We start from the raw sequence: 24,056 nt of genomic DNA on the forward strand, positions 1-24,056 counted from the left end.
CTTCGGCACGGTGGGCCCATTCAGTCCGGTCCCCGCGCAAGCGGGGTGCTGAACCGATGAAGACGCCCCCGTTGCCTCGAGGCAGCGGGGGTGTTCTCGTTTCGGGGCGCACACTCCCGGAATCCCGGGCGATCCGTTACGTCCGCTACATCGCCCGCGATCTTCCATGTGCTAGTCGTGCGCCTCTGCGGATGCGTGATCTCGCGCTCCGCGGATCGAGGAGGCGGATCGATGGCGAAGCGGAAGCTCTTCTACGCGACCAATCGCGGGCACGTGAAAGGCGAGAACGGCTCGCGCCGGCGTCCCGAGAGCTACGGCCAGGGCTTCTCCTCGGACGGACTCGAGAACCTGCGCTTCGGCCGGCTGAACCTCTCCGTCGACGGGGACCGCATCCGGCGCCACCTGAACGGGAACACGAAGATCGGCCGGGGGAACGGCGGCGACCTCGCGAAATACCTGACGAGCCGGGCGAAGAAACCGGAAGCGATCTCGATCCGGACCTACCGCGAGCACCTGCCGGATCGCGAGGCGTCCGACGCGAATCAGCCGGAGGGCGCGGTCTGGGGTTCGCTCGAGATGTTCGCCGAGCTCCAGGAGGAGATGCGGGATGGGGCGGACGTGCTCGTCTTCATCCACGGCTTCAACGTCGACTGGTACGAGGCCGTGGGGAGCGCCCTGGCGCTCCAGGAGATGCTGAATCGCAAGCCCTCCCTCGTCTCCAGAAAGCAGATCGTCGTCCTCTTCAGCTGGCCGTCGGACGGCAAGGCGATCCCGCACGTCTCCTACAAGTCGGATCGCGCCGACGCCACGGCGTCCGGCCCCGCCGTCGGTCGCGCCTTCCTCAAGCTCCGCGACTTCCTGGTCGCCGAGCGGCGGCGCCAGCGGGACGACGACGCCCCGCCCTGCGACGGCGAGATGAACGTGCTCTGCCATTCGATGGGCAACTTCGTCCTGCAGCACGCGGTCGCCCGCCTCGCCGAGCACACCCCGGGCAGCACGCTGCCGCGCCTCTTCGGGCAGGTCTTCCAGTGTGCCGCGGACGTCGACGACGAAGTGCTCGAGCCAGGGCGCGGCCTCGGCCAGCTCCACCAGCTCGCCAACCGCGTGAACGTCTACTTCAATCGGGGCGACGCGGCCCTGGCGATCTCCGACTACACCAAGGGCAACACGGATCGGCTGGGAACCGCCGGCGCGGCGAGCATGAGCCGCGTCCACAACAAGATCCATCAGGTCGACTGCTCCCCGATCGTGCGCGGCGCGGTCGAGCACAGCTACTACGTGAACGGGCGCGTCAACGACGACATCCGCCTCTCCCTCGACGGCGCGGGACCGGACGACCCGGCTCGACCGCGGCGGCGACCGAACCCCGGGATCAACGAGTTCGTGATGAAATAGGCCGCGGCGTCCGCGCATTCGCCTCCTTCCGTGAACCCCTTCACGGAACGTCCCCTTCCCCCGGATCTACGCTCGTGTTCGTCGCCCGCCCAGGAGGTGCCGTCACGATGTCGAAACGATCCCTTCTCGCCCTCCCCTTCTCCCTGCTCGCGTCCCTCGCCGCGATCTCCCTCGCCGCCCCCGCCGGCGCCCAGTCCGTCGCGATCGCCTTCGAAGGCGACCCCGAACCGGGCGGATCCGGCGGGACCTACAGCGCGCTCCGGGCGCCCGTCGTGAACGACTCGGGCGTGGTCGCCTTCCGTTCGTCGATCGCGAGCGGAAGCGCCACCTCGGGCGTCTACCGGGACGCGGCGTCGGGCGTGGCCGCGATCGCGCTGACCGGCGACCTCGCCCCGGACACGGGCGGCGGAACCTTCACCTCCTTCGGCGACCCCGCGATCAACGCCTCGGGCGACGTCGTCTTCAACGCCACCGTCGGCGGGGGCACCGCGAACGCGGGCATCTGGCAGTCCACCCCTGCCGGTCTCCTCACGATCGTGACGACCCAGGTCGCCGCGCCGGGTACCTCGGGTGGCTTCTACACCGCCTTCGTGTCCCCGATCGCGATCAACGACGTCGGCGAGATCACCTTCTTCGCGAACACGTCGAGTCCCGCCGCGACCGGCGGGATCTTCGTCGAGGGCGACGGCGTGGCGAGCCGGTCGGTCTTCCTCGCGAACCAGGCGTCGCCCCCGGACGTGATCAACGGGACCTACTTCGCCTTCGGCCGGCCGGCCATCAACGCGAGCGGCGACGTCGCCACCACCGTCACGATCTTCGACGGCGTCTCCACCTTCACCGAGGCGGTCGTCGTCGACGAGGCGGGCGGCCCGCGCGTCGTCGCGTTCGCCGGCGACGCCGCGCCGGAGGTGGGCGGCGGCACGTTCCAGAACTTCAACTTCATCGGCCCGCCCGCGATCGACGACGGAGGCGCCGTCTCCTTCAGCGCGAACGTGAACGGCGGCACGGCCCTCCGCGGCCTCTTCCGTGACGAGGCCGGCGCGCTCTCGGCGTCCGAGCTCCAAGGCGAGGAAGCTTTCGGCACGTCGAGCGGCGATTTCTTCCTGTTCCAGGCGGACCGGCTGACGAACACCGCGAGCGGGGGCCTCGGTTTCGCCGCGAATCTGCTCGGCAGCAGCGTGAATGCGGGCGCCTTCTTCACGCCGCCGGGAGGAGACAGCTGGCCGATCGCGGTCGTCGGCGACGTGGTCCCCGACGGCGGGGGCAACACGTTCCGAGCCTTCCCGAGTGCACCGGACGTGAGCGACGGCGGCGATGCGGTCTTCCTCGCCCGACAGGGGCCGGCCTTCGATGACGTGATCGTCCTGGCGGTCCCGGAGCCCGGTCGGACCCTCGGCCTCGCGATCACGAGCCTCGCCCTGCTGCTCGGAACGGCGCGCGATCGGCGGCGCGCCTGCGCGGGACGCTAGGCCGACTCCGCATCCGCCCGGCGGCACGGTACCCTCCGCCGTCATGAGCGAGCTCGACCTCCTCATCGTCGCGCTCGTCTCCCTCGCCGGCTCCCTCGTGAAGGCCGTGACCGGCATGGGCTACCCGCTGATCGCGGTCCCCGTGCTCACGCTCTTCCTCGGAATCGAAGCGGCGATCGTCGTGATCGCCATTCCGAATTCGTTCTTGAATGCTTGGCTGGTCTACGACGCCTGGCCGGACCGCGAACAGACGCGCGACCTGCCGATCCTCGTCGCGGGGGCGCTCGGTGGCGGCGTGATCGGCGCATTCGTGCTGGTCCGCGCTCCGGAGCGGCCGCTGCTGATCTTCCTCGCGGCGGCCGTGTTGATCTACGTCGTCCAGCGGTTCCGGCAGCCGGACCTGGCGCTCGCACCGGCGACGACGAAGCGCTGGTCGCCGCTGATCGGTTCGATCGCCGGGTTCTGCCACGGCGCGGTCGGCGTCTCCGGGCCGATCGTCGCGGTCTGGTTCCACGGCTATCGCCTGCCGAAGAACGCCTACGTCCTGTCGGTCGCCTCCCTCTTCCTGATGGGCGGCCTTGCGCAGCTCGGCGTCCTGATCGGCGCCGGCGCCTACGGCGGCGATCGCTGGCTGGCCACGGGCGTCGCGCTCGTCGCGACCCTCTCCGTCATTCCCGTCGGCAAGCGCCTGCGCACCCGGATCTCGGCCCCGACCTTCGAGCGGATCATCCTCTGGATCCTCGTCGGGTCGGGCCTCTCGCTGCTCTGGCGCGCGATCGGCCAGGCGGGTCCGGGCGCCGTCTGACTCGCCTCGCCTCCCGCTCTACGTCTCGCTCCCTCCCGGCGATTCTCTTATCGTACGCAGCGGACGCGAGGGACGAGCGCCGATGGAACGAGAGAGCAGCGTCGCGGCGGCCGAGCCGAACGGAGAAGCCGGCCCCGACGGGCTCACGGACCGCTTCATCTCGCCGGCGATCCTCGCTCGCGGTGAGCCCCACGTCACCCGCGCGCGCGTGCTGGTCTTCCAGTCCGCCGCCATCGCGGTGATCGCGGCCTTCTCGACCCTCTACCAGGTCCGTTTCGGTGCGTCGGCGCTCGGCCTGGTCGGCACGTTCATCGCGGCCGCCGCGCTGATCACGCCCTTCCTCCTCAGGCGCGCGCACTCCCACGTCTGGGTCTCGGGCGTACTGACCGCCAACCTCTTTCTCGCCCTCTCGGTCGCCAACTTCGTGACCGCGGGACATGGGGTCGTTTCGACGATCTTCATCACGGCGGTCCCGCTGGTCGCGACGCTCACCCAGGGCGTGCGGCTCGGCGCACTCTGGGGCGCGCTCACCCTCGCCGAGCTGTTGGTCCTCGCGCTCTTCCGGGAGTTCGACGTCGAACCGCTCGTCATGCCGAACCCTCGCGCCGCCGAGATCGGAACCATCCGGGCCTCGGTCCTGGTCACGATGCTCGTGACCTCGACGGGCATGCTCCACGCCTACTTCAACGACCTCGCGAGTCGCCGCGCGGTCGAGAGCGAGAGCAACCTCGAGCGCAACCGGGCCAACTATCGGGAGATGCTCGACAGCTCCCCCGACGGTCTCTTCTCCGTTTCGGAAGGCGGGATCATCGACTTCGCCAATCACACGCTGATCCGGCTGCTCGGCCTCTCCTCGCGCCTGGACATCCAGGGGCGCAGTCTGTCCGAGATCCTGGTGGGCGCGGACCTCGAGCATCTTCGCGACGAGGCCGCCGAGCTCGGCGAGGCGGTCGCCGTCGAGTGCGACGTCGTGCACGCCGACGGGACGCGGATCCCGGTGGAGGTCGCCACCAGCCGCTTCTACGTCTACGGCGATCGCGGACAGGTCTTCCGCGTCCGCGACAATCGCCGTTTCCAGACCGCCCATCGCGAAGCGCAGATCCTCCGTGCGACCTTCGACGAGGCACCGATGGGCGTAGGTGTGTTCCGGCTCGATGACACGGAGGTCCTCTACGCCAACGACGCCTACCTCGAGCTGACCGCGTTCACCCGCGACGAGCTGATCGGAAACCGACTCATCGACCTCGGCCGCTCCGAGGAGTCGAACGAGCTCCTCCTCTCCATCCAGCGCGTGCTCGCGCGTGGGGAGTCCATCAATCTCCCGAAGCAGGACTGGCACCAGTTCGGGACGAAGCCGGGCTACGTCGACATCCGCTCCTTCACGGTCCAGCCCCCGGGCGAGGACGCCCCGCGCTGGGTGACCTTCGTCCGCGACGTAACCGCCGTCGTCGAGCTCGAACGCGAGGTCTCCCGCGCCGAACGCATCGACTCCCTCGGCAAGCTCGCCGGCGGGATCGCCCACGACTTCAACAACCTGCTGACCGTGATCATGGGGCAGGTCGACATCCTCGACGAGGACCTCGGCGGCGACCACTGGGCGCACGACTATCTCGCGACGATCATGGACGCGTGCGAACGCTCCGCGGCGCTCACCAGCAAGGTCCTCGACTTCAGCCGCAAGCAGATGCTCAGACCGACGGTCTTCATGGTCGACGACGCGATCCGCAGCCTCGTCCCGCTCCTCCGGCAGCTCGTGCCGGAGCGCATCTCCCTCGATCTCGGCATTGCCCCGGACGACGATCCGCGTGTCCGCTGCGACCCGAGCCGCTTCGAGCAGATCGTCCTCAACCTCGTGGCCAACGCGCGCGACGCGATCGATGGTACGGGCACGATCGTCGTCCGCGTCCGTACCCATCCGGGAAGCGAGGACATCCACCGCTCCCTGGGCGAGGTCGAGATCGAGGTCTCGGACGACGGCGCGGGCATGTCCAAGGACGTGCAGGACCGGATCTTCGACCCCTTCTTCACGACGAAGCCCGTCGGCGAAGGGACCGGCCTCGGCCTCTCGACGGTCCACGGCATCGTCCACCAGAGTGGTGGGCGACTCGAAGTGTCGAGCCGCGAGGGGCAGGGCACGACGCTCCGGGTCTTCCTGCCCTGGACCGATGCGCCGCTGACGGTCCCCGAGACGCAGGCCAACGCCGGCGCGGCGATCGAAGGCGGGCTGCGGACGGTGCTCGTCGTCGAAGACAACCCGGACGTGCGAGCGCTGGTCACGCGCACCCTCGAGCGACTGGGCTTCAGCGTCGTCGCAGCCCAGGACGGAAACGAAGCCAAGGCCTGGATCGAGGATCGGGATCGCGATTTCGAAGCACTGATCAGCGACATCGTGATGCCCGGCGTGAGCGGAGTCGAGGTCGCACGCCTCTTCCGGGCACGCTTCACCCGCCAGCGAATCATCCTGATGTCGGGCTACGCGGAGGACGAGATCGGTCCGATCGAGCAGCTCCCGAGCGACATCCGATTCGTGCAGAAACCCGTCACGGCGAAGGTGCTAGGCGACGCTCTCCGCTGATCCGTCTCCCGCCGCGAGAGCGACGCGTCGAAGCTCGGGAAAGGCCCAATTGACACTGCGCCGTTCGATCCGGTATCGACCCCAGAGGCAATCCGGACGGAACTCGGCTCCCAGGACGGATCAGGCGCTCGGGAAACGGTAGATGGCAGAAGCGAGCGACCCCCGACAGGACGACGCCCCGAACGAGCTAGAAGCCGAGCTCGATTCGCTGGAGCGACTCGTCAGCGGGGTCTCGCACGACATGAACAACCTGACGACCGCGATCCGGACCTCCGTCGACACCCTTCGCCGCCTGCCCGAAGACGCGCCGTCGACGGCGCGCGAGGCAGCGCTCGCGCAGATCGATCGCGCCGCAGCGCAGGCCTCGAGCCTGTCGAGCGCCCTCGCCTCCTTCGGCCGTCGGGAGGTCCAGATCACGGCGGCGGAGCTCGGTACGGTCGTCGAGGATGCTGCGCAGTTCCTGCGGCGCGCCCTCCAGACGGAGATCGAGGTGTTGCCGGCCGCGACCCCGGTCAGCGACCGGCCCACGGTGCACGGCCTCGTGCGAATGGATCTCTCCCGGCTCGTACGGGCCCTGATCCAGCTCTGTGTGCGTGCCGCGCGGGCCGGCGGCAGGATCCGCCTCGCCGCCGTCGGCGATCGGGAGATCTCGGTCGAGCTCGTCCCTGCGGAGGGAAGCGACGCGACCGTGGCCCCGCTCGAGCGGGAGGTCGAGCACGCGAAGACCCTGCTCTCGGAGATCGGGGGCTCGCTCCCGCTCTGCTATGCGGATCGACGCGGCGTCTGGAACGCTTCCCTCCGGGTTTCGTCGGCCCCTCCGGCGAGCATCGTGGATCCCCGCGAGCACGGACGCGGCGCCGCGGTCCGACGCGGACGGGCGCTGATCGCGGAGGATCATTCCCAGGTGCGCGATGCCCTGATCGACGCGCTCTCGCGCTGTGGCTTCTCCGTCGAGGCCGTCGGCGATGGGGACGCCCTCGTCGATCGCGGCCTCGCCGAAGCCGGACAGCACGACGTCTTCCTGATCGACTTCGACCTGCCCGGGCGCGACGGAGCGACGGCCCTCGAAGCGCTCCGGGCGGCCGGCATCCGGACACCTGCCCTGATGATCTCGGGTAACATCGATTTCGGCTCCCGCGTCGAGACGATCGAGAACGCGGACTTCCTGAAGAAGCCCTTCGGCCTCGCCGACATCCGCGCCTGGGCGACGCGCCATCTCGCCGAGGACGAATCGGACACCGCGACGGAGGCGTCCCCGCGATGACGACGACCTCGAAGATCCTGCTGGTGGACGACCAGGAGATGATGCGCGAGGCCCTGGCCCAGCATCTCGCGAGCCAGGACGGCTTCGAAGTCGTCGCCTCGGTCTCGAACCACGCGCTCGCGATCGAAGCCGCGGGCGATCACCAACCCGACGTGGCGCTCCTCGACATCGAGGTCCCCGGCCTCGACTGCTTCGTCGCCGCCCGCGAGATCGCAGAGCGATCTCCCGAGACCCGAATCGTCTTCCTGAGCGCCTTCTGTCGCGACCACTACATCGAACAGGCCCTCGAGGTGAAAGCGGCGGGGTACATCGTGAAGGGCGAAGAGCCGGGCGTCCTCCATCGCGCGATCGAGATCGTCGGGGCGGGCGGCACCTTCTTTTCCGAGCAGGTCGAGAATCGACTCGTCCTCGGCGACGATGGACTGATGATCGCCGAGCCGGGCTCGACCCGGGCGGCATCCTTGACCAAACGCGAGCGCGAGATCCTTCGCTACGTCGCGGTCGGCATGTCCAAGAAGGAGATCGCGTCCCTCGTCGACCTCTCCGTCCGGACCGTCGACGCCCACGTCCGGAACATCATGGAGAAGCTCGACCTCCACGACCGCGTCGAGCTCGCCCGCTTCGCCATTCGCGAGGGTATTTCGCCTCAATAGAGCGTAACTCTCCGATTTTGGAACATTTTTTCTCCGCCCCCTCGCAACCGAGACGACGCTCTCCGGTGTCATTAGTGTCCTGGAGGTGATGGCCGTCACCGCTTCGCGCCCCCGAATCAGGTGGGATGGTCTCAAGCGAGGAGGGATTCCCCATGGCGTCGGCAATTCCTGGACGAGTCGATCGAGACACACGCGGCGGTGAGGCCTTCAGGCGGACCGCCCACGATGCACGTGCGCGCGTCTCGACGCGCGCGCAGGCGGGCGGGCAGGTGGCGCAAGCCGTCGCGCCGCCCGACATCGACGTATTCCGCCTGGTCGTCGCGGCCGCAGGCCTCTCCGTGGGGGTCGTCCTGCCCGCGGCACTCATCCTGTGGGCGGCGTCGGACGTACTCGCGGGCCTGGGCGCACGCGTCCTCGCGCTGCTCGCCTAGCCCGACCCCCTGCGGCGTCGCTCAGTCGAACGCCGCTGCAATCCGCGGTGGGGCCGGCTCGGCACCCGTCGTGTCGATCGCGACCTCGATGTCGTCGCCGTCCCGCGACGAGCTCTCGAGGAGATTCCGCCGGACCTCGACGATCACGCCTTCGGTGTCGTGACCGATCTCGAGGCGAGGGGTCGCCGGCCGCTTGAAGCGGACCTCGGCGAAGGGCAGCTCGAAGGGAATCTCCAGCTCCAGCCCGGGCAGCGAGAAGTCGATCGCGCCCACCGCGCCCGCCGCGTCGTCTTCGCGGCCCCCGCTCCAGAGGGCGAGGCCCAGGACGAGGGCGAGGATCCCGAAGTAGAAGACGTCTCCTCGTCGACCGGTCATGACGCCCAAGCCTCGCGCGCGCGGACCGCGCCAGACGGCGGTCACGCGATCATCGAGGGGTAGCGCCGATCATAGCAGAGCCCCGATCCACCCCGTGCATTCGCCATTGCTCCGCGCGACGAGGATGCGAACCTGTTCGGACCGACGCGACCCGCGAGACGTCCTCTCGACGGGAAGACGAAGACCCGGAAGGAGCGGAATGGCGGAGATCGATGGCGGACGGATCGCAGCGCGACAGCTGAATGCGCTCGGGATCGATCACCTCTTCGGGGTGGTGGCCGGACCGATGATCGAGCTCTTCGGCGGCGCACAGGCCGAGGGCATGAAGGTGATCGGCAATCGGCTCGAGCTGAACGGCTGCTTCATGGCGAGCGCATGGGGCTGGCAGAAGAAGAAGCCCGGGGTCTTCGTCGCGGGCTCCGGGCCCGCCGTCACGAACTGCCTGACGCCCCTCTACGTCGCCACCGAGAGCGCGATGCCCCTCGTGGTCCTGGGCGGCTCGGCCTTTTCCGGGACGACGGGCCTCGGCGGCTTCCAGGAGCTCGACCAGGTCTCCGCAGCGAAGCCCGTGTCCAAGTGGACCGGCCGCGTCGATTCGACGGAGCGGATCGGGGAGTGGATCCGGCTGGCCGTCGGCAAGGCGCTCGAAGGCAAGCCGGGCGGCGTCTATCTCGATTTTCCGGCGGAGGTCGTGTCTCGCAAGCTCGATGCGGACGCGGTCCCGATCCTCGCCACGCCGGAGATCACGACGCCCCAGCCGGACGCGAACGCGATCGATCGGGTGGCGGAGCTCCTCGCGAACGCCGAGCGACCGCTGATCGTGATCGGAAAGGGTGCCGGCTGGGCCGACGCGGACGAAGCACTCACGAAGCTGGCCGACATGGGCATTCCCTACGTCTGCGCGCCCATGGCCCGGGGCACGATCCCGGACGATCATCCGAGCTTCGCCAACGCGGCGCGCTCCCATGCGATCGGCGGCGCCGACGTCGTCGTGATGATCGGCGGCCGCTTCAACTGGATCTTCGGCATGGGCCGCCGCTTCGCCCCGGACGCGACGATCGTCCACGTGGACATCGAAGCGGAAGAGCTCACCAGCGGAGCCCCGGTCGAGCTCGGGATCGTGGCCGACGCCCGGGCGACCGCGGAGGCCCTCGTGGCCGCCCTCGACGGTCGGACCCTCGCCACCACGCGGGGCGAGTGGCTCTCCGGCATCCAGGCGAAGGCACGCGCGAACGAAGAGAGCGCACGGGCGGTCCTGACGGACGACTCCATCCCGATCAATCCCTACCGGGTCGTGGCGGAGATTCGCGACGCCCTTCCCCGGGACGCGATCGTGACCTCCGAGGGCGAGACGATCATGGGCATCTGCCGCGCGATGCTCCCCTCCTTCGTGAATCGATCACGACTGAACGCCGGAACGACGGGCTGCATGGGCGTCGGCGCGCCCTACGTCGTCGGCTCCGCCCTCGCCTGTCCGGACCGGCTCTCCGTCGGCGTCCTCGGCGACTACGCCTTCGGCGCCGCGGCGATGGTCGTCGAGACGGCGGCGCGGGTCGGTGCGAATCCCGTGTTCATCGTCGTGAACAACGAGGGCGTCGCGGGTCACATGCTCCAGGACATGTACATGCCCCCGGACTCGCCGCGGATCGCGTCGCTGCTGCCCGCGCGATACGACAAGATCGGCGAGATGGTCGATGCACACACCGAACACGTCGAAAGACCCGAGGCGATCCGGCCGGCCATCGATCGGGCGCTCGAGACCGGAAGGCTCTCGGTCGTGCACATCAAGGTCGACCCAAAGTCGACGCGCATCTCCGGCTCGAACTATCTCCAATAGCGGTACACGAAGGCGGGACCGCGCCGCTCCGACGGCGACCGCGCGCGACCCTCAGGAGGATCCCAAGATGCCCCAGCCCCTCGAAGGTCTCCTCGTCCTCGACTGGACGATCTGGCAACAAGGTTCGGTCGCAGGCGCCATGCTGGGTGACATGGGCGCGCGCGTGATCAAGATCGAGCAGCGCGGGACCGGAGATCCCGGTCGCTGGCTCGTGGGCGCAGGCGGCGTCGATACGAGCGACCTGCCCAACTGGTACTTCGAGGCCAACAACCGGAACAAGGAATCGATCGAGGTCGACCTGAAGCGACCCGAGGGACGGGAGGTCGTGCTGGCCCTCGCGGAGAAGGCCGACGTCTTCATCCAGAACTACCGCCACGGCGTCGCGGCGCGACTCGGACTCGACTATGCGAGCCTGAAGGAGCGCAACCCGAAGATCATCTACGGAAGCGCCACCGGCTACGGCCCGGAAGGCGACGAGAACGCCGAGCCCTCGTTCGATCATCTGGGGCTCGCGCGGTCCGGCATCATGAACGCGGCGGGCGAGCCCGGCATGCCGCCGCTCGGCATCGCCGGCGGGATCGCCGACCAGATGGGCGCGATCATGCTGGCCTACGGCGTGATGACCGCCCTCGTCGCCCGGGAGCGCTACGGCATCGGTCAGGAGGTCAACGCCTCCCACCTCGGATCGATGTCCTTCCTCCAGGGTCTCTCGCTCTCGATGAAACTGATGGCGGGGATCGCGATGCCTCGCAGTCTCCGTAGCGAAGCGGGCAACCCGCTCTGGAACCACTACCGCTGCAGCGACGACCAGTGGATCGCCCTCGCGATGCTCCAGCCCGACCGCTACTGGGCGGACTTCTGTCGCGTCATCGAGCGCCCCGAGCTGGCGGAGGATGCGCGCTTCGCAGACATGGGTGCTCGAACGGAGCACCGCGTCGAGTGTGTCGCGATCATCGACGAAGCCTTCGCGAGGCGGCCGCGGGCGGAATGGATGCAGCGCCTGAAGGACGATCCCGGCGACTTCATCTACACGATCGTGAACACCGTCGACGACCTGCCCGACGATCCCCAGGTGCTGGCCAACGACTACGTCGTCGAGATGGACCATCCGCAGCACGGCCCGACGAAGATGGTCGGCGTGCCCGTCGGCCTCACCGAGACCCCGGGCAGCGTGCGCCGAGCGGCGCCGGAGCTCGGACAGGACACCGAGCTCGTCCTGATGGAGCTCCTCGGCTGGGATTGGGACCGGATCGCCGCGCTCCGCGAGAAGGAAGCGATCTAGCCCACCGGCCCGCCAGGGAGCCCTGCCTCCCTACTCCGCCGCGGTCTCCTTGATCTGCTCGTTGAGGGCCTCGAAGAGGGCTTCGGTTCCGAAGGACCCGTCGGTCTCCTCGTTCCCCGCTGCCCACTCGGGCCCGACGAGCTCGGGTCCCTCGCCCGGCGGGAGCGGAGGCGTGTAGTACCCGAGGGCGTAGCTCCCGCGCGCGTAGCCGATCAGCGCTTGCAGCTCGGGATCGAGATGGCGCGCGATCTCCGGGGGACACGCCAGGTACTGGTTCTCCTCCTGGCGAAGCCATCCGAGCGTGTAGGTCATGTTCACACCGATCCGGTCCGCGTCGGAGACATTGGCGCCGCCGCCGTGGAAGACGGAGCCCGAGTAGACGAGGACCGACCCCGCGGACATCTCCGCGAAGGTCACCTCGTCCGCAGTCGGGCGGCGCGTGTCCTCCCAGTCGACGCTCCCCGGCGCGACGTGGGTCGCCCCGTTCTCCCGCGTGAAATCCGTCAGCGCCCAGATCGTGTTGAACTGCGGCTGGAGCGCCCGATCGAGATAGGTGCCCCACGCCCAGCGGTCGCGGTGGATCGGTTGTTCGGACTGGCCGGGTTGAATCGTGATGATCTGGCTGAGGTGGAGCTGGATCGTGTCGCACCAGGGCGACAGGAAGTGGCGCGCGGCGGGCAGGATCGACGCGTGCACGATCATCTCGCGGCTCGCCTCCGAGCGTGCGACCAGCGCGCCGGTCCGCTTCGTGTGCTTGCCGGTGAACTCGTCGGGCCCGGTGTCGGTCGCCTCGATGTAGGGGTGGAGCTCGGCGACGGCACGCGCGACCTCGCCCGGAGAGAGCACCGCCTCGAGGATCAGGGCGCCGTCGCGGGCGACGATCTCGCCGATCTCCTCCGGCGACGTGGTGGCGGGACGGCGTTCGAGCACGGGCATCCAGGCGACCTCCGGCTCCCGAATCGGAGCTTCGCACCCGATTCTGTCGAACCCGGTGGCTCTTCGCCGCTCCGGGTCTGGCGCGCTCGCCGGTGGGAAATCGAGGGCATCCAGCCCCGCAAGCCGCTGCGCACAGCCCCCTCGCTCAAGCACCTCCGCGACCGCGCCGATTCGTGGAGGGGAGGTCCGCATGGCCCGAACCGACGACCGCGATCCCGACACGCTGATCCGGCCCGAGACGGAAGTCCTGAACCGCGGCTTCGATCCGCGGCTCTCGGTCGGCTCCGTCCGCCCGGCGGTCTTCCGCAGCTCGACCTACGTGTTCTCGTCGCCGGAGGCCGCCGAGCGTGCCTTCGAGGTCGCTCTCGGGAAGCGCGACGCTGCCTTCGGTGAAGACATCGAGCTGATCTACGCGCGCCTCTCCCACCCGAACGCCGAGATCGTCGAGGACCAGATCGTTCCGCTCGAGCAGGCGGCGACCGGCGCGGCCGTCTTCAACTCCGGGATGGCGGCGATCGCCACGGTGCTGATGACGCTCTGCCGTCCCGGTGGCGTCGTGATCCACACGGTGCCCGTCTACGGCGGCACCCATCACCTTCTCCACGAGCTCCTGGCGCCCTGGGGCCTGCGCGCGATCGGCGTGCCGGCGGGGGACGGGGACGGCCTCGAACGCGCGATCCTCGAGACCGAGGACGTCGGCGCCGTCCTGCTCGAGACCCCGGCGAACCCGACCCTCCGGATGACCGACATCGAAGCGGCCGCCCGCGCAGCCCGGTCGAGGACGCAGCCCGCCCCCGTCGTCGTCGACAACACCTTCCTCGGCCCCGTGCTGCAACATCCGCTCGTGCTCGGCGCCGACCTCTGCGTCTACTCCGCCACGAAATACCTGGCCGGCTTCAGCGACATGCTGGGCGGCGTCGTGACCGCGCGGGACCCGGCACTGATCGAAGCGCTCAAGGGCACCCGGGCGCTGCTCGGGAACATCCTCCAGCCCGACGAGTGCTGGCTCCTCGACACGCGGCTCCCGACCCTCGGCCTCCGCATGCGCCACCAGAGCGACAACGCCGCCCGGATCGCCGAGACGCTCGCCGAACATCCCGCGATTCGAACCATCCACTACCCGATGTACTTCGAAGAGTCCGAACAGCGCCGGATCACCGAGGCCCAGTGCGACCATCCGGGCGCCGTCTTTTCGATCGAGCTCGCCGACAAGAAGGCGGCATTCGACTTCCTGCGCCACCTCGAGCTGACGAAGAACGCCGTCAGTCTCGGCGGCATGGAGTCCCTCGCCTGCCATCCTGCGACGACCACCCACTCCGAGATGACCGATGCCGAGCTGGCGGCGGCCGGCGTGACACCGGGGCTCGTCCGAATCTCCGTCGGACTCGAGGACTGGCGCGATCTCGTCCGAGACTACGAGCGAGCGCTCGAGCGCATCGACGCGAAGGCGACCGACGCCTGACCGCAGGGAACGGTCGGCCGCGGCGCGGTGACCGAGGGACGAACCCGAGCCCTCCCGAGGTCGCGCCCATGACGTTTCGTCTCTTTCCGACCCTGCTGCTCTCCGGCGGCATCACCTTCTCGCTCTTCTGGGTGATGACGGCCCTGATCGCCGTCCCGGACGTGCTCGAGATCGAACCGGATCTCTTGCCGACGATCGACCTCGTCGACGTCCGGCTCGAGCAACCGCCGATCCCGGAGCCCGAGGAACGGCCGAAGCGCGAGGAGATCGAGCCCCAACCTCTGACGCCGACCCAGCCCTTCGAGCCGGGCGAGGGTCTTCGGGTCATCGCGCATTCGAAGCCCCTCCCGGGCGATCTCGTCGAGGCCAAGCCCACGCTCGGCGTCGCCGTCGACGGCGACGCGATCCCGCTCGTGCGTGTCCCGCCGCGCTATCCGGAGCGCGCGATGGCGCGAGGCGTCGAGGGGCGCGTGCTCATCGGCTTCACGATCGACCCGACGGGCAACGTGCGATCGCCCGAGGTGCTCGCCGCCGAGCCCCCGAACGTCTTCGACCGCGCCGCGATCGAAGCGGTCTCCCAGTGGAAGTACAACCCACAGGTCCGGAACGGTCGCCCCGTAGAGCGACCGGGCATGAAGATCGCGATTCCCTTTCGACTCGGCGAGCACGAAGCACGATGAATCGACGGTCGGTACGAGTGCGTTAGGATCGAAGACCGCCGTGCGACGTCTCGACACGGGCGGCGCAGGAGTCTTCGATCCATGGACATGCACCCCGACGACCGCTTCCATCCGCCGGAGAACGACGATCCCTTCTGGACCGAGACGTGCTGGTTCACCTTCGCCGTTCCCGAGCGCAAGCTCTCCGGACAGCTCTACCCGTTCTTTCGCCGGAACCAGGGAGTGACGTCGGGCGCCGCGGTCCTCTGGGATCCCACGGGCCACCAGCTCCACGACTGCCTCTACCACAAGAACCTGTGGCATCTCCCGATTCCCGAAGATCAGGACCTGACGGATCTCCGCCTCGTGAACGGCCTCCACTACAGATGCCTCGAGCCGCTCTCGAAGTACGAGCTCCACTACGTCGACCCGGATCGCGACGAAGTCGAGATCCACCTGACCTACGAGGCGATCTGCGAACCGAACCGGCTCGGCGGCGGACACCTCGACCAGCCCGGTCGCTACACCGGTACGATCCGGATCGAGGACGAGACGATCGACGTCGACGCCTTCGGCATGCGCGACCGGTCCTGGGGCTCGCGTTCACAGATCGGTCCGGGACTCCATCCGGGCGCGGACAACCGCAACGGCGGATACACCTACGCGACGATGTCCGACCAGGACGCCTGGCACATCATCACGGCCAACTTCGGCACCGGATACGTCGGCATCCACGGCTTCCTGCTCCGCGACGGCGTCTGGTCGAAGCTCGTCGAGGGCACCCGCGAAGTGCTCGAGCGGAAGGACTACTGCCCGTCACGCGTTCGCATCACGGGCAAGGACGAGCTCGGCCGGACCTTCGAGGCGGAGGGCGAGCCGCACAACCGATTCGGCGTCCACCTGAATCCGAATCTCTGGACCTGGAACTGCCTGACCGACTGGCAGTGGGACGACGGCAAGCGCGGCTGGGGCGAGGACCACGACAACTGGAGCGCTTCCGCGTTTCGCAGATTCGTCCGCTACGGCGAGGAGTAGGGACGCGCGCCCCGGCCGGACGCGCGAGAGCGCCGGCTACGGATCAGCCCTGGCGGGAGCGCACGTACTGCTCGAGCGCCCGGCGATGGGAGCCCGCGAGGGCGGTGAACTCGAGACCGAAGTGGTGCGCCTCGGCTTCGCACTCGGTCACGTGCTTGATCACGCCCATCGCGAGGAAGGGCTTCTGACCCGGCAGGGTCACGACGAGCTCCACCTCTTCCGCGAGATCGACCCCCTCGAAGCCGTGCGGCACGAAGATGCCGAGGCCCGTGGTGCTCACGTTCCGCGCGCGGAGCACGTCGAGGGATCCACGTCCCATGACCTGGACCTCGACGGGGGCCATCCGCAGCGGCACCACCCGCTGCTTGCGCCAGTTCTCTTCGTTCCGGGTCGCGAGCCAGCCCATGCGCCGCATATCGGATCGCGCCACGACGCGCTTGAGAGACGTGCGCGGGGCCTCTCGGGCATTCACCCGAGAAGCCACCCCGCCGCAGCCCCGGTATCCTCCGCTCGCCCCCCGCTCTCGTCGATGCGCGCCGCCCGCGACCGCGGCGTCCGTCGACGTCCGAGGCATCCCCTGGCGAGTCCCCGGCGACCCCGACGAAGACGCCGTCGTTCCCGGCGCAAGCAGCGCATCCCGCCGAAGCTGCGCACAGCCCTCGTACGCGGGCTGCGCTGGGCAGGCTTCGCGACCCTCCCCTTCCTGCTCCTGGTGCGCGGCTCCGTGACGGCCCACCAGTACTTCGATGCGCCGGGCTGGATCGCCGTCACGATCGGAGCGGGCCTCGCCGCGATCTGCCTGACGGTCTTCGGCAATCGTGCGTCCCGCCGCTTCACGGGCCGGGACCGGAGGCGGGAGGTCGCGCTCGTCGTCGCGCTCCCGCTGGTGCTCTCCTTCTCCGTCTACTCGCTCGGCTGGCTCTCCCACGCCAACGCCAAGAGTCCGGCGATCAGCGCGAGCTGGCAGGCGCTGCACCCGGCCCTGCGCCTGGCCGTCGGCACGGCGCGCCTCGCCGATGCGGACGTGGTCGTGACCGACATCGCCCGCAGTCGATCCGACTACGCGCGAATGGGCCTGCGACCGGTCCGCCGATCGAACCACTACGTCCAGGACGACGGCTGGGTCCACGCCGTCGACTTGCGGACCCGTGGCCGCGGCCCCGTACGCAACGCACTCGCCCACGCCTGGTTCGTAGCGATGGGCTTCGACACCCTGCGTCACGCCGGCACGGCGGATCACCTGCACATCGCACTGCCCTGACGGTCGGGCCCGACCGCAGCCGTCGAAGCCGGATCAATCGCCCTCGACGTAGTCCTCGAGCACCCGGTGGAAGTTCCGGATCCGGCGCTCCTGCGCAGCGAGGTGGAGCCCTTCGAAGCCGGCCGAGTGCATCCCCTGCTGGATCGGCGCGGCGGAATCCCCGTCCTGTCGGAGCGCCAGATGGAGCTCCTTCTCCTGCCCGTCGCCCCAGACCGCATGGCGGTGGACGGGCCGCGGCGGCGGCTCCATGCCGCGCGGGATGCGGTCGTAGTTGTAGTAGTCCCAGAACATCCGGTCCGGGTCCTTCGGATGCGGACGCGCGCGGAAGAGCCAGAAATGGCCGGGGCTGATGTTGAAGGTCAGGTTCGGGAAGAACGAGTAGTGGACGTCCATCATCAGCTGCTCGTCGTGCAGCTCGTCGAAGTCGAGGCCGTTCGCCTCGCCCATCGCGCGGAGGTTGCGGATCAGCTCCGGCCGGATCTGATCGGCCCGCCCGTCGTAGTCGCGGGGATCGAGGCCGAACGCCTCGAGCATCCCCGCCATCTCCTTCGTGACCTGCCCACGATCGCGGTAGCCCGCCGACTGCGCCTTCTGGTCCGTCCACCGCGGGCTCGGCGTCCCGATCTTGAAGAGGAAGCGACTGTGCTTGCCGAAGAGGTCGATCGGACAGTCGACGTCGTCGCTGATCTCGAGCAGCTCCGGGTGGATCCCCTGGACGTGGTAGACCTCGTTGAACGCGTCGACGCCCACCTTCCAGTTGCACTGCCACTCGAAGGTCATGTGTTCGGTCAGCGCGTAGTTGCGATCGAAGTGGTACGGCGCGAGGTGCTCCCCGGCGACCCCCAGGAACTCGGCGAGAGGCTCGGCCTCGGGGTCCAGATTCACGAAGACCCAGGCGCCCCAGGTGTCGACCGAGACGCTCGGCATGCGCCCGTGCTCGGGCAGCCCCTGCGGATAGTCCTCGCGATCCGGCACGCCGCGCAGCCGCCCCTGGAGATCGTAGGCCCAGAGGTGGTAGGGACAGACGAAGGTCTTCCCGTGACCGCGCTCGGCCTCGCAGACCCGGTAGCCGCGGTGCTGACACGAGTTGTGGAAGGCATCGATCCGATCGGGGCCGGAGCGCACGACGAGGATCGATTCCCGGCCGATCTCGAAGGTGAACCAGTCCCCGACCTCCGCGACGTCGGCCACGGGCCCGGCCATCAGCCAGGTCCGCGGCCACATCCGCTCGAACTCCCGCTCCATCCACTCGCGCGAGATGTAGCGCTCCTTGGGGATCAGGGCGGTGCCCAGATCGGGTTCGTCGTACTTCTCGAGGGGCGTGCGGGCCATCGGAACCTCTTCGTCTCCTGCGTGCGTGGCGGTCAGCCGAGACTCGGCGCGCGGTCCGGCTTCGCCACGTCGTAGATCCGCGCGGCGTTGTCGAAGAGCAGCTTGCTCCGGACCTCCGGCTTCGCCTCCCTGAGCCCCGCGTCGATCTTCTCGCGCACGTTGCCGTACAGACAGACCGGATGGGGGTAATCGGTCTCGAAGAGGATGTTGTCGACCGGGATCCGATCCATGAGCTGCGCCGGTGCGTACTCCTCGAAGAAGTAGCAGGCGTGGACCTGGCGCTCGAAATACTCGGAGGGCTTCAGCTTCATGTCCGGCCGCTGCTCGCGCACCCGACCGTAGTCGAAGGTGTAGTCGCAGGACTCGAGCAGGAAGGGAATGAAGCCGACGCCGCTCTCGACGGAGATGACCTTGAGCTCCGGGTATCGGGCGAGGACGCCGGAGAAGAGGATGTCGACGATCTGCTTCGCGTTGTCGAGGAAGAGGCCGGTCGTGAACATTCCGTTCACGCCGCCGGGTCCGTAGTGCTCGATCCGCTCCTCGGTCCAGTAGGCCTCGCCGGTGAAGTTCCCCGCGCCGATGTGGAAGCTGACCGGCATGGCATGGGCCTGGGCCGCCTCCCAGAGCGGGTTCCAATGGGGATTCGCGAGGACGGGCATCCCGTGGCTCTGGGGCTCTCCCGTGAAGAGGATCCCCTTGTGACCCTTCGCCGCGCAGCGCTCGATCTCCTTCACGGAAGCCTCGACGTCCCAGAAGGGCAACGCCGTGATCGGGATGAAACGTTCCGGCGCGGGCGACGCCCAGTCCGTCAGGAAGTCGTTGTAGGCCTGCACACAGGCGAGCATGAGGTCCGGATCCTCGAGTCCCAGGAAGACCTGACTGCCGAAGCCGCCGACGTTCGGATAGAGCGCCATCGCCCAGATCGCGAGGGAGTCCATGTAGTCGAGGCGGGCGTGGGCGTCGTGGGAGGCCTGGGGACACTCGGCGAAGCTCGACGGGGCATCCGGGAAGGGATTCTTCCAGCCGGCGGTGGCGGTGTGCCCGACCGGCGTGATCGGCGACATGTTCCCGACGACCCACTCCTCGTAGCCGCGATCGTTGATCTGGATCTTCGGCGCCAGGTCCTTCCACTTCGCCGGCAGCCGGCTCGAGAAGAGATCCGGGGGCTCGGTGATGTGCGTGTCGACGTCGATCACCCAGTCGACGATGGGGGAAGCGTTCAGAGCGGGCGCGGCCATGGCGGATCCTCCTCGTGCGGGCCCGGCGGTGGGCCCGGCGTCGCGATCTTGAAATTCTAGACCGAAACGGGACCCGCGCGAGACGGGATTTACGAGGCCTGACTCCCGGGCGGGCTACCGTTCAGCCACGACACCGCCTTCCCGATCGTCGTCCGCGACGAAGGCACGCCCACGACCAAGACGTGAAGTCCGAGGACCGACCCCTGACCGCGAAGCCGAAGCGCCCCTGTGCCTGCTCTGGTGTCCGGTGGTGCGCCGATTGCCGCGATCCCGAGACGAGGCGCCTCCATGGGCTGCGCACGCCGCTCCCGCTCCCGCCGCTCCTCGCCGGCGGCGACTACACGCCGGATGGTGAGGGCGTCCATGCGTTCGACGTGGCGATCCAGCGAGCGCCCACCCTCCCCGACTTCGAGGGCGTGCGTCTGCTCGAGGACTTCGTCTCCGAAGACGAAGCCGAAGCGCTCCTGGCCGGGTTCGAGCGAACACCCTTCCTGCCCTCACAGAGCGGTCGGGAGAAGCTCCATTTCGGCCCACGCGTGAACTTCAATCGGGGTCGGGTCGACCCCGAGCGCCTCCACGGTCTGCCCGCCTGGGCCCCACCGCTCGAGACCCGGCTGCGCGAACGCGTGGCCGCCGCCTTCCCCGCCGACGATCCGGTCCACGACGCCCTCGCGCGCTACGTCACGACGGACGTATTCGTCCTCCGCTACGCCCCGGAACGCGCCTCGAATCTCGACTTCCACCTCGACGATCTCTTCGCCTACGGCGAGCTGATCCTCGATCTCTCGCTCGCCTCCGACACGACCCTGACGCTCTACCGGGGCCGGCCGGACGGAGAAGTCGACGACCCCGACGACGTGGTGCCGGCGTGCGTTCGTGTTCCCCTGCCCGCGCGGTCCCTGGCCCTGCTCTTCGGGCCGGCGCGTTTCGCCTGGGAGCACGCGCTCCTGGCGCCGGACCTGCCCGCCCCGCGGACGAGCATCACGTTCCGGACCGTGAGCGAGGCGCTGGCCGCGCTCCCCGAAGGCCGCGAGGTCCTCGAACGGGCGAAGCGGATCCTGCCTGCGTCCTGAACCCGTCGGGTCAGTCGCCACTGCCGACGACCTTCGACGCCAGCTCGTCGAGCCGGTCGAAGACCTCACGCGCGACCCGCATGGATCGCAGCGCCTGAGGCACGCCCGCATAGACCGCGGTGTGCATGATCACCTCGGCGATCTCCTGCCGGGAGAGGCCGTTCGCGAGGCCGGCCTCGACGTGGACGCGGAGCGTGTGCTCGTCCCGCAGGACGGACATGATCGAGATCGTCGCGACGCTGCGCTGGGCGCGGGTGAGTCCGGGACGGTCCCATACGGCGCTTCCGTTGCGATCGATCCACTCGTTCCAGTCCGCCTCGATCTCCCGGGGCGCGGGGTTCCGGGAGAGGAAGTCCTGGGCCGCTTCCTCGATCGAACGTGCTCCTGCCTGCTCTTTCTCGTCCGCCACCTAGCGGGCCTCCGCCAGCGTCGCGGCGTCGACGCCGAGGGGACCGAAGATCTCCTCCGCATGCTCGTCGAGGGCCGGGGCCCGGCGACTGATCCGCCAGGGGCTCGCGGGCAGCTTGTAGGGCGCACCGGGATAGCGGACCGGCGCATCACGCTCGGGATGCTCGACCTCGACGGGGTAGCCTCGAGCGACGAAGTGATCGTTCTCGAAGGCCTCCTCCGGCGAAAGGATCGCGCCGACCGTGATGTTGATCTTCTGCGCCCCCTCGAAGAAGCCGTCCGCGGTCGAGTTCTCGGCGATCAGCTGGAGCGCGTCCCGTGCAGCGGAGAACGCCGCGGTCACCTCGTCGTCGACGCCGATGTCGGCGAATCCGATCGATTCCCGGTGGCGCGCGTTGTCGAGGAAGATCGCCTCCGGGAGCCGTGGGACGAGACCGAGCTCGTCGAGCCAGTCGTAGAGCGCTCCGAAGCCCGCCGGGGTGCGTGGCGGCATCCCCGTCGTCGCGTAGCGACCGTCCTGGCACTGGATCTGGACCGGCATCGTCATCATCGGCATCGCGTGCCGACCGGTCTGCCGGATCACCGTGGCCCCCTCGACCAGCCACATGTACGAGGCCATCTCGGTCGTGATGTTGGCCGCCGCGTGCATGCTCAGGTCGATGAACTGCCCCTCGCCGGTCACGCCGTGGTGGAAGATCGCCGTGAGCGCCGACATCACCGCGTAGTGGCTCGCGGTCTGGTAGCCCTGGTTGCCGCCGCCGCGAATCGGCGGGAGCGAGTGGTCGTCGTAGCCGCAGCTCCAGGCGGGGCCGCCCCCGGCGATGATCGTCAGATCGGTGACCGGCTCGTCCTTGCGACTCGATTCGCGTCCGAAGGGGGTGACCGACACGTGGATCAGATCGGGCTTCACCTTCACGAGGTCGTCGTAGTCGAGCCCGAGGACGGCGAGACGCCCCGGGGCCTCGGACTCGATCAGCACGTCGGCGCTCGCGACGAGGGCGAGGAACGCCTCTCTGGCGGCCGTCTTCTCGAGATCGAGCACGACACTGCGCTTGCTCGTGTTGTAGTGCCAGAAGTAGAGACTCTCCCCACCTTCCTGGTCGTCGGCGAAGGGCGCGTAGCCGCGACTCGCGTCGCCGCCGGGTGCTTCCACGAGGATCACGTCCGCCCCCATGTCGCCCATGAGCTTCCCGGCCCATGCGATCCGCTCGCTCGCGAGCTCGACGATTCGCGTTTCCTGGAGCGCGCTCATACGATCCCCTCCTCGTGCAGACGAGCGATCTCGTCTGCGTCGTATCCCAGCAGCGACGAGAGGACTTCGTCGGTGTGCTGCCCCACGCAGGGTCCGCCCTGCTCGATCTTCCAATCCGTCTTCGAGAAGTGCGCCGGAAGGCCGTCCACGCGGACGCGGCCCATCTTCGCGTGCTCCACCTCGGGCCAGAGGCCGAACTCCGTGGTGCCCGGATCGTGTTCGATCCGCTCTTCCGGCTTCTGGACCGCCGCGGTCGGAACACCCTCGCCGATCGCGCTCCGCTGGATGTCGAACTTGTCACGCGTCTGCGTCCAGGTCGTGAGCTTCGCATCGAGCTCGTCCTGCGACGCGATCCGGCCGGCGAGCGTTCGCCACTTCTCTTCCTTGGCCCAGGGCTCCCCGATGAGGTCGGACAGAGCCGCCCAATCGTCGTCGCTCCGACAGGCGATCGAGACCCAGTCGTCGTCTCCTGCACAGGCGTAGATCCCGTGCGGCGCCATCGGCGGCGACGAAGAGCGGTTGCCGTTGGGACTGCCCTCCCGTCGACTCGGGCGACCGTTGACCGTCCAGTCGAGGATCGCCGGTCCGTTGAGCGAGAGACCTGCATCGGTACAGGAGAGATCGACCCACTGTCCCTCGCCGGTTCGCTGCTTGTGGATCAGCGCGAAGAGGATCGCGAGGGCCATGTACATCCCGCCCGTATGGTCCATGTAGGAGTAGCCCCAGCCGGCGGGCTCGCGATCGGGCAGGCCTGAAGTGAAGGTGAGACCGCTCATCGCCTGCACGATCGGCCCCCAGGTCTTGTACGGCGCGTAGGGACCTTCGTGACCGAAGCCGCAGTTCGAGACGTAGATCATGTCCTCGCGGATCTCGCGAAGCCGGTCCCAGCCGAAGCCCCACTTGTCGAGGACCCCGGCCGCGTAGTTCTCGGACACGACGTCGGACTTCGCGATGATCTCGGTCAGGATCTCCTTGCCGCGATCGGTCCGGAGATTCAGGGTGATGCCGCGCTTCTCGACGTTGTGATTGTTGAAGCCGCCGCCGAAATCCGGGCCGCGTCGATCGTCGACGAAGGGCGCCATGTTCCGGAGGACGTCCCACATCCCCTGATTGACCGGATCCTCGACCCGGATCACCTCGGCACCGAATGCGGCGAGCCACTTCGTCGCCCCTGCCCCGGCGAGCTGCCCCGTGAAGTCGCAGATCCGGACCGTTCCCAGGGCGGTTCCGTTCGGAGCGGCGTGTCCGTTCCAGCTGGGCGGCGCATCGTTCTGGCTCATGGGAGCCTCCTCATTGCTCTCGCGGCTCCGGCCA

22 protein-coding genes are annotated in these 24,056 nt (G+C 68.8%); 14 read left to right on the plus strand and 8 right to left on the minus strand.

Going from position 1 to position 24,056, the window contains the following annotated elements:
* Nucleotides 1-231 precede the first annotated feature (231 nt).
* From NXI30_14420 to NXI30_14450, 7 genes are all read left to right on the plus strand, one after another.
* Complete coding sequence (locus NXI30_14420; protein ID MCR9095412.1) at nt 232-1,395, plus strand: alpha/beta hydrolase; 1,164 nt, start codon at nt 232-234, stop codon at nt 1,393-1,395.
* A gap of 107 nt (nt 1,396-1,502) precedes the next feature.
* On the plus strand, nt 1,503-2,864 hold the full coding sequence (locus NXI30_14425; protein MCR9095413.1) for a hypothetical protein: 1,362 nt from the start codon (nt 1,503-1,505) through the stop codon (nt 2,862-2,864).
* A gap of 43 nt (nt 2,865-2,907) precedes the next feature.
* On the plus strand, nt 2,908-3,669 hold the full coding sequence (locus NXI30_14430) for a sulfite exporter TauE/SafE family protein (protein MCR9095414.1): 762 nt from the start codon (nt 2,908-2,910) through the stop codon (nt 3,667-3,669).
* Between the two features lie 82 nt (nt 3,670-3,751).
* The gene (locus NXI30_14435) at nt 3,752-6,244 is read left to right on the plus strand and encodes an ATP-binding protein (protein ID MCR9095415.1); all 2,493 of its coding nucleotides are present in this window, start codon (nt 3,752-3,754) and stop codon (nt 6,242-6,244) included.
* 142 nt (nt 6,245-6,386) lie between these two features.
* Complete coding sequence (locus tag NXI30_14440) at nt 6,387-7,508, plus strand: response regulator (protein MCR9095416.1); 1,122 nt, start codon at nt 6,387-6,389, stop codon at nt 7,506-7,508.
* Nucleotides 7,505-8,161, plus strand: coding sequence for a response regulator transcription factor (locus tag NXI30_14445; protein ID MCR9095417.1), 657 nt, complete (start codon nt 7,505-7,507; stop codon nt 8,159-8,161). The genes NXI30_14440 and NXI30_14445 overlap by 4 nt, the downstream gene beginning before the upstream one ends.
* 152 nt (nt 8,162-8,313) lie before the next feature.
* Nucleotides 8,314-8,592: a hypothetical protein gene (locus NXI30_14450; protein MCR9095418.1), complete on the plus strand. Its 279-nt coding sequence runs from the start codon at nt 8,314-8,316 to the stop codon at nt 8,590-8,592.
* Nucleotides 8,593-8,613: 21 nt separating this feature from the next.
* On the opposite strand, the gene NXI30_14455 is transcribed toward NXI30_14450, so the two are convergent.
* On the minus strand, nt 8,614-8,967 hold the full coding sequence (locus NXI30_14455; protein MCR9095419.1) for a hypothetical protein: 354 nt from the start codon (nt 8,965-8,967) through the stop codon (nt 8,614-8,616).
* A 199-nt stretch (nt 8,968-9,166) separates the two neighbouring features.
* On the opposite strand from NXI30_14455, the gene NXI30_14460 reads away from it, so the two are divergent.
* Nucleotides 9,167-10,804 (plus strand): thiamine pyrophosphate-binding protein, encoded by a 1,638-nt coding sequence (locus NXI30_14460; GenBank protein ID MCR9095420.1) that lies wholly within the window; start codon nt 9,167-9,169, stop codon nt 10,802-10,804.
* Between the two features lie 67 nt (nt 10,805-10,871).
* Nucleotides 10,872-12,086, plus strand: a complete 1,215-nt coding sequence (locus NXI30_14465) for a CoA transferase (protein MCR9095421.1) — start codon at nt 10,872-10,874, stop codon at nt 12,084-12,086.
* 30 nt (nt 12,087-12,116) lie between these two features.
* On the opposite strand, the gene NXI30_14470 is transcribed toward NXI30_14465, so the two are convergent.
* Nucleotides 12,117-13,022, minus strand: coding sequence for a phytanoyl-CoA dioxygenase family protein (locus tag NXI30_14470; GenBank protein ID MCR9095422.1), 906 nt, complete (start codon nt 13,020-13,022; stop codon nt 12,117-12,119).
* Nucleotides 13,023-13,212: 190 nt separating this feature from the next.
* On the opposite strand from NXI30_14470, the gene NXI30_14475 reads away from it, so the two are divergent.
* The 3 genes from NXI30_14475 to NXI30_14485 all read left to right on the plus strand — a co-directional run bounded on the left by NXI30_14475 (nt 13,213) and on the right by NXI30_14485 (nt 16,178).
* The gene (locus NXI30_14475) at nt 13,213-14,484 is read left to right on the plus strand and encodes a PLP-dependent transferase (protein MCR9095423.1); all 1,272 of its coding nucleotides are present in this window, start codon (nt 13,213-13,215) and stop codon (nt 14,482-14,484) included.
* A 68-nt stretch (nt 14,485-14,552) separates the two neighbouring features.
* Complete coding sequence (locus NXI30_14480) at nt 14,553-15,164, plus strand: energy transducer TonB (GenBank protein ID MCR9095424.1); 612 nt, start codon at nt 14,553-14,555, stop codon at nt 15,162-15,164.
* 81 nt (nt 15,165-15,245) lie between these two features.
* Entirely contained in the window at nt 15,246-16,178 is a 933-nt protein-coding gene (locus tag NXI30_14485; protein MCR9095425.1) for a hypothetical protein, read from the plus strand.
* A gap of 43 nt (nt 16,179-16,221) precedes the next feature.
* Here NXI30_14485 and NXI30_14490 read toward each other — a convergent pair whose 3' ends face one another.
* Entirely contained in the window at nt 16,222-16,608 is a 387-nt protein-coding gene (locus NXI30_14490) for a PilZ domain-containing protein (GenBank protein MCR9095426.1), read from the minus strand.
* A gap of 282 nt (nt 16,609-16,890) precedes the next feature.
* Between NXI30_14490 and NXI30_14495 the strand changes: the two genes are divergently transcribed.
* On the plus strand, nt 16,891-17,439 hold the full coding sequence (locus NXI30_14495) for a hypothetical protein (protein ID MCR9095427.1): 549 nt from the start codon (nt 16,891-16,893) through the stop codon (nt 17,437-17,439).
* A 33-nt stretch (nt 17,440-17,472) separates the two neighbouring features.
* Here the strand turns inward: NXI30_14495 and NXI30_14500 are convergent, their stop codons facing one another.
* Both NXI30_14500 and NXI30_14505 read right to left on the minus strand, forming a co-directional pair.
* Nucleotides 17,473-18,771: an aromatic ring-hydroxylating dioxygenase subunit alpha gene (locus NXI30_14500; protein ID MCR9095428.1), complete on the minus strand. Its 1,299-nt coding sequence runs from the start codon at nt 18,769-18,771 to the stop codon at nt 17,473-17,475.
* Between the two features lie 32 nt (nt 18,772-18,803).
* A complete protein-coding gene (locus NXI30_14505) occupies nt 18,804-20,009 on the minus strand; it encodes an amidohydrolase family protein (GenBank protein MCR9095429.1) in 1,206 nt (401 codons plus the stop codon).
* A gap of 182 nt (nt 20,010-20,191) precedes the next feature.
* On the opposite strand from NXI30_14505, the gene NXI30_14510 reads away from it, so the two are divergent.
* The gene (locus tag NXI30_14510; protein MCR9095430.1) at nt 20,192-21,082 is read left to right on the plus strand and encodes an alpha-ketoglutarate-dependent dioxygenase AlkB; all 891 of its coding nucleotides are present in this window, start codon (nt 20,192-20,194) and stop codon (nt 21,080-21,082) included.
* Nucleotides 21,083-21,092: 10 nt separating this feature from the next.
* Here NXI30_14510 and NXI30_14515 read toward each other — a convergent pair whose 3' ends face one another.
* Genes NXI30_14515 through NXI30_14525 form a run of 3 tightly spaced genes read right to left on the minus strand, consistent with a single transcriptional unit; the run spans nt 21,093 to nt 24,022 of the window.
* Complete coding sequence (locus NXI30_14515) at nt 21,093-21,491, minus strand: carboxymuconolactone decarboxylase family protein (GenBank protein ID MCR9095431.1); 399 nt, start codon at nt 21,489-21,491, stop codon at nt 21,093-21,095.
* Nucleotides 21,492-22,742, minus strand: a complete 1,251-nt coding sequence (locus NXI30_14520; protein ID MCR9095432.1) for a CoA transferase — start codon at nt 22,740-22,742, stop codon at nt 21,492-21,494.
* A complete protein-coding gene (locus NXI30_14525) occupies nt 22,739-24,022 on the minus strand; it encodes a CoA transferase (protein MCR9095433.1) in 1,284 nt (427 codons plus the stop codon). The genes NXI30_14520 and NXI30_14525 overlap by 4 nt, the downstream gene beginning before the upstream one ends.
* Between the last annotated feature and the right edge of the window lie 34 nt (nt 24,023-24,056).

The organism is bacterium (assembly GCA_024742285.1).
Lineage (GTDB): Bacteria > Myxococcota_A > UBA9160 > UBA9160 > UBA4427 > UBA4427.